This is a genomic window from Mycolicibacterium flavescens (genome assembly GCF_001722335.1).
Classification (GTDB): domain Bacteria; phylum Actinomycetota; class Actinomycetes; order Mycobacteriales; family Mycobacteriaceae; genus Mycobacterium; species Mycobacterium flavescens.
Genome location: NZ_MIHA01000014.1, coordinates 164,987 through 176,806, shown reverse-complemented (window position 1 = coordinate 176,806; position 11,820 = coordinate 164,987). Strand labels below are relative to the sequence as shown.

Genomic DNA, 11,820 nt, shown 5'->3' with positions numbered 1-11,820 from the left:
GACAGCCCGGCCAGCGGCAACGGGCCCAGCGGCGCCGGGCCCGCTGGCAACGCGCCGAACGGCTCGGGCGGTAACCACCAGTCGCTGGGCGCGCGGGCCGGCGAGTCCGGCGACGTCCCGCCCTGGCAGCGCGGCCCGGCCACCCGTGCGGCCCAGCCCGGGCCGCGGCCGGCAGAGCCGCGTCCGGCCGAGCAGCGGCGGGCACCCACACCGCCCCGGGCCGACGACGGTCGCGAGCGCACCGGTGACCAGCTGAACCGGTTCGTCGGCGGCGGTGGTGCGAACCCGAGCGCCTCCCCGACCGAGGAGGTGCCGGCCCGCGAGCGCGCCGACGGCGCCAGGCCCGAGGCATACGCCAGCGAGATTCCCGATCTGTCGGGTCCGATGCCGCGGACGCAGCAGCAACCGCCGCGCAAACCGGCCGAGCGGCCGGCCGGCGAACCGGCCCGACCCTCTGCCGGCAGCCGGGTGCAGGTCGGAACCCGGCACAAGGGGCCGGTCCGCGCCAGCATGCAGATCCGCCGCATCGACCCGTGGAGCACGCTGAAGGTGTCGCTGCTGCTGTCGGTGGCGCTGTTCTTCGTCTGGATGATCGCGGTCGCGTTCCTGTACCTGGTGCTGGGCGGCATGGGCGTGTGGAGCAAGCTCAACAGCAACGTCGGCGACCTGCTGACCAGCGCCGGTGGCGGCGCGGGTGGTGAATTGGTCTCCAGCGGAACCATTTTCGGCGGTGCGGCGTTGATCGGGCTGGTCAACATCGTGCTGCTGAGCGCGATGGCCACGATCGGGGCGTTCATCTACAACCTGTCCACCGACCTGGTCGGCGGGGTCGAGGTCACGCTGGCCGATCGAGACTAGGGTCACCGCCGACAGGTGCGGTTTGGGCGGGAGCCTACGATTGCGGTAATCTCGTCGCTCGGCCGTACCGGCGTAACGGGGCTATAGCTCAGGCGGTTAGAGCGCTTCGCTGATAACGAAGAGGTCGGAGGTTCGAGTCCTCCTAGCCCCACGGAAAGGTTCACCATGAAGTTGGTGGCGATGCTTGCCACGGTCGCCGCGGCCGCAGCCGCCGTCGCGGTCTGGCGCTCGCGCACCGGCGCCGAGGTGTGGCACACAGTGCCTGACGCGCCGTCGGCGATCCAGGGGCCTTAGCTCAGTTGGTAGAGCGCTACCTTTGCAAGGTAGATGTCAGGAGTTCGATTCTCCTAGGCTCCACAAGTAGATGGCACACCGTCCGTCCTCGATAGCGTGTGCCGATGAGTGCAATGCGTGAAGTCACATACGACGCCGACGGATTGACGATGGTCGGCCATCTGGCGTTGCCGCCGGGCGAGGGGCCGTGGCCGGCCGTGCTCATCGGACACGACGGGATCGGCCTCGACGACTATCAGCGGCGCCGCGCCGACGACCTGGCCTCCCGCGGTTACGCGGCCTTGGCGATGGACTATCACGGGGGCCAGGTGTTCACCGGCCGACCGGAGGCGATGCTGGCCCGGGTCATGCCGCTGCTGGCCGATGTCGAGCGGATGCAGGCGATCGGCCGTGCCGCGCTGGATGTCCTTCTCGCGGTGCCCGGCGTCGACGCCGGAAAGCTGTTCGCGCTCGGCTACGGCGCCGGCGGCCGCATCGTCCTTGAGCTCGCCAGGGCGGGGGTGCCGTTCAAGGCCGTCGCTGCCGTCCATCCCGGCCTGCAAGACGTCACCGCCGAGGACTGGACCAACCTGACCGGCGCTGTCCTTCTGTGTACCGGCTCCGAGGACCCACTCTGCACTCCTGAGCAGGTCCTGGCGTTCGGCCGCGTGCTTCAGGACGCCGGAATCGACTGGCGCGCGAATGTCTACGGCGGCGCCAAGCACGCCTTCTGGGCCCAGCCGACAACCTCCGACGGGTCGCCTACCGGGGGGACCACTCACACAGAGCCGACGGTGCCCGGCGTCGGATATCACCCGAGGCACACTCCGCGCGCCTGGAATGCGGTGCTGGAGCTGTTCGACGAGGAGCTCGGGCGCCGAAACTGAGCTTGTGCGCGAATGATGGTGCAGAACTCGCCAATATCTTCAGTTTCGCCACCGCGTGGACGGTCACGGCCCCGAGGCACACTCCGCGCGCGTGGCTGGAGCTGTTCGACGAGGATCTTGGGCGTCGAAACTGAGCTTGTGCGCGAATGATGGCGCAGAACTCGTCAATATCTTCAGTTTCGCCACCGCGCGGACGTTACGGCCGCGGTGCGACCTCCACGCTCGGCGGCAACGGCGACGGGTCCGGCTGGCTCGAGCGCCGCACGATCGAGAACGCCACCGCTCCCCCGGCCAACGCCACCACGCCGACGGCCGCCAGCACCAGCGGGCGGCGCCGTCGCCGCGACCGGGCCCGCGTCACCGCGGCCGGCAGCCCGGCCACCACCTCCTGCGCGACCGCCAGCTCCTGGGCGATGGTCTCCTGCGCAGCGGCAAGTTCTTTCGCGAGTTCGGCTTTGAGCCGCCCGGTGCGGTACCGCTCGCCCACCCACGACGCCGACGATCGCGCACCGTTGACGCCCAGGCCGAGCGCGCCGACGGTGACGTCGACCGGGCCCAGCGCGGTGTACTTGAGGCCGCGGTTCAGCCGCCGGCCGGGACTCAGCCTGACATCCGTCTTCGGGCTCATCGCACACCTTCCTCGCCGCTTCGTGGGGGTCGACCCCAGCCTGCCATCTGCCGCAGCCGCACGGTGCCCGTTGGGCGCCGAACGGCGCGTGGCAGACTCACATTCCGTGACGAGCCCCATTCAGACCGCGACCGCGACGCTGCACACCAACCGCGGCGACATCAAGATCGCTCTCTTCGGAAACCACGCCCCCAAGACCGTCGCCAACTTCGTGGGACTGGCGCAGGGAACCAAGGACTACAGCGGCGAGAACGCCTCCGGCGGGACTTCCGGCCCGTTCTACGACGGTGTGATCTTCCACCGCGTCATCGCCGGGTTCATGATCCAGGGCGGCGATCCGACCGGCACCGGCCGCGGCGGCCCGGGTTACCAGTTCGAGGACGAGTTCCACCCGGAACTGCAGTTCGACAAGCCCTACCTGCTGGCCATGGCCAACGCCGGACCGGGCACGAACGGCTCGCAGTTCTTCATCACGGTCGGCAAGACCCCGCACCTGAACCGTCGGCACACCATCTTCGGTGAGGTCGTCGATCCGGAGTCGCAGAAGGTGGTCGACGCGATCGCCGGCACCGAGACCGACCGCAGCGACCGCCCCACCGACCCGGTGGTGGTGGACTCCATCACGATCGCCTAGCGACGCTCAGGACCGGCGCCGGCGTATCCGGCGTCGGCCAGCACGTCGAGGACCTCGAGCGGGTCGGCGCCCAGATCCCACCGGCTGAACACCAGCAGCCGGTCGTCGGCCGTGTCGACCTCCAACAACCGGACCTTGCGGGCCAACCGCCGGAATTCGGTGATCCGGATCAGCTTGATCTCATCGCGGGTGAGCACCTGCGTGCTCACCCAACCGCGGACTACCAGACCGTCGTTTCCGATTGCCAGCTTCGGCCGAGCGCGCCACGACAGGCTTGCAAACAAGATCAAGCCCACCCCGGCAATGCCGGCCAGGACACGTCCTGGAGGGTCTGTGATCAGGCTCACAGCGGCGGCAGCCAAGATAATCCCACCTATGCCGCTCGCGATGATGCCGCCGGTGGGAGGACTCCACTGAGTTTGCTGCATGCGCTCTCCACACCCTTTCACCGCTGCGAACGGGGTTATCCACAAGTGCTATCCCCAATGGGGATGAATCACATCCGTGTGATCCGGTTACCGCGACGTTGCTGACCGGGTAACGCGCGGCGACCAGAATGAATTCATCCCTTTGCTCGCCTGGCTCAGCGCCAGCGCATCGTGAGCAACAGGCCGGTGATCATGAAGGCAAACGCGATCGCGTAATTCCACGGCCCGAGGTCCTGCAGGAACGGGATCGCCGACGATGCGAGCTGGAAGACCAGCAGCCATACCAGGCCGATCAGCATCAAACCGATGAACAGCGCCACGAACCACGTGCTCGACGGGCCCGCCTTCACCTTGACGGGCGTCCGGCTCACCGCGTTGGCGGTGAAGTCGTTCTTCTTGCGGACCTTGGACTTGGGCATGGTTACCTTCGGGACAACTAGGTGCGACGATGTTGGCACGAGCCTATCGCAGCCCCGACGCAGCGTGGTCGGGCCAGCGGGGCAGGAAGCCGGGAAGAGGATGCGGAGCTGGCGCGCCGGATGGAGCGGGTGGCGCCTCGGCGTGCCCGTGGTGTGCCTGCTGGCGGGCCTGCTGCTGGCCGCCACGCACGCCGTCTCCGACGGCAGCGAGATCCGGCGCAGCGACGCCCCGCGCCTGGTCGACCTGGTCCGCGAGGCCCAGCAGTCGGTGGACCGGCTCAGCGCGCAGCGCGACGCCCTGGCGGCCGAGGCCGACTCCAGCCACGGCGCCAGCCCCGGCACCGACGCCGCGCTGGCCGCGATCACCGCGCGCGCCGACGCGCTGGTGGCCCAGTCCGGCCTGGCGCCGGTGCGCGGGCCCGGCCTCGTCGTCACGCTCAACGATGCCCAGCGCGACGCCGAGGGCCGCTTCCCCCGCGACGCGAGACCCGACGATCTGGTGGTGCACCAGCAGGACATCGACGCCGTCCTCAACGCGCTGTGGAGCGCAGGCGCCGAGGGCATCCAGATGCAGGATCAGCGCATCATCGGTACGTCGGCGCCGCGGTGCGTCGGCAACACCCTGCTGCTCAACGGCCGCACCTACAGCCCGCCGTATGTGATCACCGCCATCGGCGACGCCGACGCGATGCGGGCCGCGCTCGCGGCGGCGCCACTGGTGACGCTCTACCGGCAGTACGTCGTGCGGTTCGGGCTGGGATACGCCGAGGAGCCGCGTTCGGACGTCGAACTCGTCGGGCACGGCGATCCGGTGCGGATGCAGTTCGCCAAGCCGGCTGGCCCGATCGGATACTGACCGCAGCAAGTAACCTGGACCGATGCAGGTTTTGGTCGTCGACAACTACGACAGCTTCGTGTTCAACCTCGTCCAGTATCTGGGTCAGCTCGGGGTGCACGCGCAGGTCTGGCGCAACGACGACGACCGCCTCGCCACCGACGCCGACATCGCGAAGGCCGCCGCGGACTTCGACGGCGTGCTGCTGTCCCCCGGCCCCGGCACCCCGGAGCGGGCGGGCGCGTCGATCCCCCTCGTCAAAGCGTGCGCGCAGGCCGGCACCCCGCTGCTGGGCGTGTGCCTCGGGCACCAGGCCATCGGCGTGGCGTTCGGCGGCACCGTCGACCGCGCACCCGAACTGCTGCACGGTAAGACCAGTGTCGTGCACCACTCGAATGTCGGTGTCCTGAAAGGACTTCCGGAGCCGTTCACGGCGACGCGCTACCACTCACTGACCATCCTGCCCGACACGATGCCCGCCGAGCTCGAGGTCACCGCGCGCACCGAGGGCGGCGTCATCATGGGCGTGCGCCATGTCGAGCTGCCCATCCACGGGGTGCAGTTCCATCCGGAGTCGATCCTCACCGAGGGCGGACACCGCATGCTGGCCAACTGGCTGGGCTACTGCGGCAGCGCCCCGGCCGAATCGCTTGTGCGCCAACTCGAAGACGAGGTCGCCAGCGCGCTGCAGGCGGGCCGGGCGGCCGGCGCCGCGCGCAGCACCGCCTAGCTACTGGGCGAAGCTCAGCGTGATCGACGATCCGTAGGTCGTCGGTGTCCCCGCGGACGGCTGCTGGGTGACCACGCCGTTGCTCGGAACCCCGCTGTTCTGGGCGTTGGGCAGTTTGATCAACCCACCGGTCCAACCCAGGCTGCGCAGATACGGTTCGGCCTCGGTCCAGAACATGCCGCGCAGATCGGGCATCGTGAACTGGTTGCCGCGCGACACCTGAATCTGAATCACGGTGTCCACCGGCACGTTCTGGCCCACCGCGGGGCTGGTGCCCACCACCTGACCGGCCGCCTTGATGTTGTCGACCTGCACGTCGATGCTGTTGGCGAAGCCGGTCTCGGTCAGGATGCGCCGGCAGTCGTCGACGGTCAGGCCGACGCAGTCGGGCACCATCTTGCTGTCGGGTCCCGACCCCACGATGATCGTGATCTCGTTGGTCACCGCGGCGGTCTGGTTGGCCGGCGGATTGGTGCCCAACACCTTGTCCTTCAGCTCGGGTGTCGACGGCGACGCCGACTGCCGGAACTTGTCGAAACCGGCTTCCCGCAACCGTTGTGCGGCCTCGGTGTAGGTCAGGTTCTTGACGTCGGGGACCTCACGCTGCTCGGGGCCGACCGAGATGTTGAGGGTGATCTCCTCCCCCGCGTCCACCGACGAGTCCGCGCGCGGGTCGGTGTTGATGACCGTGCCGGGAGGCACCGTGGAGTCGGTCTGGCGCTGTTCGCGGGTCTTGAAGCCGCGGTTCTGCAGTTCGGCGATCGCGTCGGCCGAGGCCTGACCGCTGACGTCGGGCACCTGCACCTCGCGGGTGCCGTTGCCGAACATGTTGATCGCCACGGTCACCACGACGGTCAGCACCGCCAGCGCGGCCACCGCGATCAGCCAGCGGCCCACCGAGCCGCGACGCTCACGGTCGGCGTACCCGGGTGCCGGCGGGCGCGACACCGGTTCGATCGGCTCGGTGCGCTGATGCGCCGGCGGGGTCGACATCAGCGAGTTGCGCTCGGCGTCGGTGAAGACCTTCGGCGCGTCCGGTTGTTCGCCGCTGTGCACGCGGACCAGGTCGGTGCGCATCTCGGCCGCGGTCTGGTACCGGTTGTCGGGGTTCTTGGCCAGCGATTTGAGCACCACCGCGTCGAGTTCCGGGCTGATCGCCGGGTTGCGCTGCGACGGCGGCACCGGGTCCTCGCGGACGTGCTGATAGGCCACCGCGACCGGCGAGTCACCGACGAAAGGTGGCTCGCCGGTGAGGATTTCGTAGAGCACGCAGCCCAGCGAGTACACGTCGGAGCGGGCGTCGACCTTCTCGCCGCGGGCCTGTTCGGGCGACAGGTACTGGGCCGTGCCGATGACCGCGGCGGTCTGGGTCACGCTGTTGGCGTCGGCCAGCGCGCGGGCGATGCCGAAGTCCATCACCTTCACCGCGCCGGTCTTGCTGATCATGATGTTCGCGGGTTTGACGTCGCGGTGGATGATGCCGTGCTGATGGCTGAAGTTCAGCGCCTGGCACGCGTCGGCGATCACCTCGATGGCCCGCTTGGCCTCCATCGGGCCGTCGCTGTGCACGATGTCGCGCAGCGTGACGCCCTCGACGTACTCCATGACGATGTAGGGCAGCGGCCCGGTCGGCGTCTCGGCCTCCCCGGTGTCGTACACCGCGACGATCGCCGGGTGGTTGAGCGCGGCGGCGTTCTGGGCCTCCCGGCGGAACCGCAGATAGAAGCTGGGGTCACGCGCGAGGTCGGCGCGCAGCACCTTGATCGCGACGTCGCGGTGCAAACGGAGGTCGCGTGCGAGGTGAACCTCGGACATGCCTCCGAAGCCGAGGATGTCGCCCAGTTCGTACCGGTCGGACAGGTGTTGCGGGGATGTCATGAGGATGTCTGTTCTGAAGCCGATAGTCGCAGGTCACCGGGCCAGGCCGGCAGGGCAAGCGCCACCGGCACCATTGCCGGCGACGCAATCGTCTGCGACGGGGTTACCCCCGATTGTCTCGCATCATCCCCGGGCCCGGCCGCGCCGGGCGCCGCGAACGGGGTGGTCTCGGTGATCGTGTTGGTGATCGTCGGGGGTTGCGGGGCCTGGTCCTGGCGGTCCTGGGCGTTGAGCACGATGAGGATCGCGATGATGATCGCCAGCGCGCCGAGCACCCCGGCCGCCCACAGCAGCGCCCGCTGGCCGGAGGAGAAGGTGCGCCGCGGCGGCGGCGGACGGTGGCTGCCGGTCACCGGGCGCGGACGGGCCGCGGTCGCCGGGGCCCGGCCGGTGATGTCGGCGGCTGCGCGGGCCTGGGTGGCCGACGGGACCGCGGTGGGGGCGGCCCTTCCGAGCGAGGGCGCGGCGTTCGGCCGCGGCGGGCGACGGCCCGAGCGCACCGCGGCGACCGCGTCGGCGAACGCGCCGCCCGAGCGGTACCGCATGCCAGGGTTCTTGACGAGCGTGATCTCGATCAGCTCGCGCACATTGGGCGGCAGGTCGGCGGGCAGCGGCGGGGGAGTCTCCTTGATGTGCTTCATCGCCACCGTCAGCGCACCATCACCCGTGAACGGCCGCTTACCCGAAACAGATTCGTAGCCAACGACTCCCAGCGAATACACGTCGCTGGCCGCGGTCGCGTCGTGGCCCAGAGCCTGCTCGGGTGCGATGTATTGCGCGGTGCCCATCACCATCCCGGTCTGGGTCACCGGCGCGGCGTCGACGGCCTTGGCGATGCCGAAGTCGGTGAGCTTCACCTGCCCGGTGGGGGTGATGAGGATGTTGCCGGGCTTGACGTCGCGGTGCACGAGGTTGGCGGAGTGGGCGACCTGCAGGGCACGGCCGGTCTGCTCGAGCATGTCGAGCGCGTGCCGCAGCGACAGCCGGCCGGTGCGTTTGAGCACCGAGTTCAGCGGTTCGCCGTTGACCAGTTCCATCACCAGATACGCGGTGCGGCCCTCGCCGTCCATGTCGGTCTCGCCGTAGTCGTACACGCTGGCGATACCGGGGTGGTTGAGCATCGCGACGGTGCGGGCCTCGGCGCGGAACCGTTCGACGAACTCCGGGTCGGTGGAGTACTCGGCCTTGAGCACCTTGATCGCCACCCGTCGCCCGAGCCGCGAGTCCACGCCTTCCCAGACCTGGCCCATACCGCCGGTGGCGATCAGCCGCTGCAGCCGGTAGCGGCCCGACAGCGTCACTCCCACGCGGGCCGTCATTGCTCGCCTCGCTTCGCTCGGCTTCGGGCCGTCACGGTGTCTCCCGTAGCGCCGCGGCGATGGTGGCCCGCCCGATCGGCGCGGCCAGCGCGCCTCCGGTGGCCGACAGCCGGTTGCCGCCGTTCTCGATCAGCACCGCGACCGCCACCTTGGGCGCCTGGGCCGGAGCGAAGGCGATGTACCAGGCGTGCGGAGGAGTGTTGCGCGGGTCGGTGCCGTGCTCCGCTGTCCCGGTCTTGGATGCGATCTGCACGCCGGCAATGGCTCCCTTCTGCTGCGTCACCTGCTCGGCGGCGACCATCAGATCCGTCAGTGTATCCGCGACCTGCTCGGACACCGCCCGCCGCTCTTCCTGCGGAGTCGTGGAGGCGATGTTGGCTAGGTCAGGTCCCCTCAGGCTATCGACCAGATAGGGGCGCATCGCCACCCCTTTGTTGGCGATCGCCGCGGCGATCATCGCGTTCTGCAGCGGGGTCACCGCAACGTCCTTCTGCCCGATGCTCGACATGCCCAGCGCGGCCGCGTCGGCGATCGGCCCGATCTGCGACTCGACGACCTGCAGCGGAATCGCCGGGGCCGGCGCGTCGAGACCGAACGAGCGGGCGGTGGAGCGCAGCGCGTCGGCGCCGGTGTCGATGCCCAGTTCGACGAACGCGGTGTTGCAGGAACGCGCGAACGCCTCCCGCAGCGACGCGGTCGGGCCGCCGCCGCACGACGAGCCGCCGAAGTTCTCCAACGTCGCGGTGCTGTCGGGCAGCGGGATGCGCGCCTGCGCGGTGAGCTGGGTGTCGGGGTTGGCGCCGCGTTGCAGCGCCGCCGCGGTGGTGACCACCTTGAACGTCGACCCCGGCGGGTAGGTCTCCGAGATCGCCCGGTTCAGCAGCGGTGACTCGGGGTCGTCGCGCAGCCGCTGCCACGCCTCGGACTGTGCGGCCATGTCGTGGGTGGCCAGCAGGTTCGGGTCGTACGACGGCGACGACACCATCGCCAGGATCTTGCCGGTCGACGGTTCGATCGCCACCACCGAACCCTTGCAGGGCCCGTCGCAGCCGTCCTCCATCGCCTCCCACGCGGCCTGCTGCACCTGCGGTTTGATCGTGGTGTCGACGTTGCCGCCGCGCGGGTCGCGTCCGGTGAAGAAGTCGGCGAGCCGGCGGCCGAACAGCCGCTGGTCGGACCCGTTGAGCACGGAGTCCTCGGCGCGTTCGAGCCCGGTACTCGAGTACTGCAATGAGTAGAAGCCGGTGACCGGCGCGTAGGCCTGCGGTTCGGGATACACCCGCAGGAACCGGAAGCGGCCGTTGGTCGACACCGAGTAGGCGAGCAGTTCCCCGCCTGCCGAGATCTGGCCGCGCTGGCGCGAGTACTCGTCGAGCAGCACCCGCTGGTTGCGCGGATCCGAACGCAGACCGTCGGCGGTGAACACCTGGGTCAGCGTGGCGTTGGCCAGCAGCAGCACGATCAGGGCCATGACCGTGACGGCGACGCGGCGCAGGGAGGTGTTCATACCTTCTCGATCACCTCGGTGCCCGCAGAGGCGATCGGCGTCGACGACTGCGGGGTGGCGACCAGCGGCCGCCGTGCCGCGTGCGAGACCCGGACCAGGATCGCCAGCAGGAGATAGTTCGCCAGCAGCGACGAGCCGCCGTAGGACATCCACGGGGTGGTCAGCCCGGTCAGCGGGATCAGCTTGGTGACACCGCCGACGACGATGAACAACTGCAGAGCCAGCGTCGAGGCCAGCCCCGCGGCCAGCAGCTTGCCGAAGCTGTCGCGCACCGCGATCGCGGTGCGCAGGCCCCGCACGATGACGATGGTGTAGAGCATCAGCACCGCCGCCAGCCCGACCAGCCCGAGTTCCTCACCGACGGCGGCGATGATGAAGTCGGTCGAGGCCGCGGGCACCGTGCCGGGCTGTCCGTTGCCCAGCCCGGTGCCGAAGATGCCGCCGGTGGCGAAGCTGAACAGCGACTGCACCATCTGGTAGCCGGCGCCGTCGGGGTCGGCGAACGGGTCCATCCACGTCTGCACCCGCACCTTGACGTGGTCGAAAAGGTAGTACGCCGCAACGCTTCCCACCGCGAACAATGCCAACCCGATGACCACCCAGCTGAGCCGGTCGGTGGCGATGTACACCAGCACCAGAAACGACGCGTACAGCAGCAGCGACGTCCCGAGGTCCTTCTCGAAGATCATCACGCCGACCGAGGCGATCCAGGCGGCCAGCAGCGGCGCGAGGTCGCGCGGCCGCGGCAGATCCATGCCCAGGACGTGCTTCCCGGCACCGGTGAACACGTTGCGTTTGGACACCAGCACCGCCGCGAAGAAGATCAGCAGCAGAATCTTGGAGAACTCGGCCGGCTGAATCGAGAAGCCCGGCAACTGAATCCAGATTTTGGCACCGTTCTGCTCGGATATCGAGCGCGGCAGCACCGCGGGTATCGCGAGCAGGACGAGACCGGCGGAGCCGCAGACGTAGCCGTAGCGCGACAGCAGCCGGTGGTCGCGCAGGAAGATCACGATCAGTGAGAACCCGACGACCCCGAGCAGCGTCCACAGCATCTGCTGGTTGGCGGTGCCGCCGAGCCCGTCCTGGGTCAGCTCACCGGAGGCGAGGTCGAGGCGGTGAATCATCACCAGCCCCAAGCCGTTCAGCAGTGCGACCACCGGCAGCAGCAGCGGATCGGCGTACGGTGCGAACCGCCGGATCGCAAGGTGGGCGCCGAGGAACAGCGCGAGGTAGGCGATCGTGTACTGCACGAGATCCCAGTGCAGGCCCTGCTCCTGGTTGGCCTCCACGAGAAGCAACGCCAGCGTGGTGATGACGGTGGCGAAGCCGAGCAGAAACAGTTCGGCGTTGCGCCGGTTGGGAAGTGGCGGCGTGACAGCGACGGCGGACTGCGGCTGGGTGGTCATGCCAGTGCCCTCGCT

General features: G+C 69.3%; 13 protein-coding genes and 2 tRNA genes. 8 read left to right on the top strand and 7 right to left on the bottom strand.

Features of this window, described 5'->3' with window-relative positions; all coding sequences use genetic code 11:
* The 5 genes from BHQ18_RS19225 to BHQ18_RS19210 form a co-directional block, all read left to right on the top strand.
* Nucleotides 1-858: DUF3566 domain-containing protein (locus BHQ18_RS19225; RefSeq protein ID WP_069415238.1), on the top strand; the 858-nt coding region annotated here is incomplete at its 5' end.
* Between the two features lie 77 nt (nt 859-935).
* Nucleotides 936-1,009 (top strand) — tRNA-Ile (locus tag BHQ18_RS19220).
* 14 nt (nt 1,010-1,023) lie between these two features.
* A complete protein-coding gene (locus BHQ18_RS30800) occupies nt 1,024-1,152 on the top strand; it encodes a hypothetical protein (RefSeq protein WP_264010134.1) in 129 nt (42 codons plus the stop codon).
* Nucleotides 1,143-1,215 (top strand) — tRNA-Ala (locus BHQ18_RS19215). The genes BHQ18_RS30800 and BHQ18_RS19215 overlap by 10 nt, the downstream gene beginning before the upstream one ends.
* Before the next feature lie 41 nt (nt 1,216-1,256).
* The gene (locus BHQ18_RS19210) at nt 1,257-2,018 is read left to right on the top strand and encodes a dienelactone hydrolase family protein (protein ID WP_069415237.1); all 762 of its coding nucleotides are present in this window, start codon (nt 1,257-1,259) and stop codon (nt 2,016-2,018) included.
* A 196-nt stretch (nt 2,019-2,214) separates the two neighbouring features.
* On the opposite strand, the gene cwsA is transcribed toward BHQ18_RS19210, so the two are convergent.
* Nucleotides 2,215-2,646 (bottom strand): cell wall synthesis protein CwsA, encoded by a 432-nt coding sequence (gene cwsA, locus BHQ18_RS19205; protein WP_069415236.1) that lies wholly within the window; start codon nt 2,644-2,646, stop codon nt 2,215-2,217.
* A gap of 88 nt (nt 2,647-2,734) precedes the next feature.
* Between cwsA and BHQ18_RS19200 the strand changes: the two genes are divergently transcribed.
* Complete coding sequence (locus tag BHQ18_RS19200) at nt 2,735-3,280, top strand: peptidylprolyl isomerase (RefSeq protein WP_205866140.1); 546 nt, start codon at nt 2,735-2,737, stop codon at nt 3,278-3,280.
* Here BHQ18_RS19200 and BHQ18_RS19195 read toward each other — a convergent pair.
* Nucleotides 3,277-3,708 (bottom strand): PH domain-containing protein, encoded by a 432-nt coding sequence (locus BHQ18_RS19195; protein WP_084294146.1) that lies wholly within the window; start codon nt 3,706-3,708, stop codon nt 3,277-3,279. The genes BHQ18_RS19200 and BHQ18_RS19195 overlap by 4 nt on opposite strands.
* Nucleotides 3,709-3,863: 155 nt before the next feature.
* A complete protein-coding gene (gene crgA / locus BHQ18_RS19190) occupies nt 3,864-4,127 on the bottom strand; it encodes a cell division protein CrgA (protein WP_069415233.1) in 264 nt (87 codons plus the stop codon).
* Between the two features lie 100 nt (nt 4,128-4,227).
* Here crgA and BHQ18_RS19185 point away from each other — a divergent pair, with 100 nt between their 5' ends.
* Both BHQ18_RS19185 and BHQ18_RS19180 read left to right on the top strand, forming a co-directional pair.
* Entirely contained in the window at nt 4,228-4,983 is a 756-nt protein-coding gene (locus BHQ18_RS19185; protein ID WP_084294145.1) for a DUF881 domain-containing protein, read from the top strand.
* A gap of 22 nt (nt 4,984-5,005) precedes the next feature.
* Entirely contained in the window at nt 5,006-5,692 is a 687-nt protein-coding gene (locus BHQ18_RS19180; RefSeq protein WP_069415231.1) for an aminodeoxychorismate/anthranilate synthase component II, read from the top strand.
* On the opposite strand, the gene pknB is transcribed toward BHQ18_RS19180, so the two are convergent.
* Genes pknB through BHQ18_RS19160 form a run of 4 tightly spaced genes read right to left on the bottom strand, consistent with a single transcriptional unit; the run spans nt 5,693 to nt 11,805 of the window.
* Nucleotides 5,693-7,570, bottom strand: a complete 1,878-nt coding sequence (gene pknB / locus BHQ18_RS19175; RefSeq protein ID WP_069415230.1) for a Stk1 family PASTA domain-containing Ser/Thr kinase — start codon at nt 7,568-7,570, stop codon at nt 5,693-5,695.
* The gene (locus BHQ18_RS19170; protein ID WP_069415229.1) at nt 7,567-8,889 is read right to left on the bottom strand and encodes a protein kinase domain-containing protein; all 1,323 of its coding nucleotides are present in this window, start codon (nt 8,887-8,889) and stop codon (nt 7,567-7,569) included. Before BHQ18_RS19170 ends, pknB begins: the two co-directional genes overlap by 4 nt.
* Nucleotides 8,890-8,920: 31 nt before the next feature.
* On the bottom strand, nt 8,921-10,396 hold the full coding sequence (gene pbpA / locus BHQ18_RS19165; RefSeq protein WP_069415228.1) for a D,D-transpeptidase PbpA: 1,476 nt from the start codon (nt 10,394-10,396) through the stop codon (nt 8,921-8,923).
* On the bottom strand, nt 10,393-11,805 hold the full coding sequence (locus BHQ18_RS19160; RefSeq protein ID WP_069415227.1) for a peptidoglycan glycosyltransferase RodA: 1,413 nt from the start codon (nt 11,803-11,805) through the stop codon (nt 10,393-10,395). The genes pbpA and BHQ18_RS19160 overlap by 4 nt, the downstream gene beginning before the upstream one ends.
* Nucleotides 11,806-11,820: the final 15 nt, after the last annotated feature.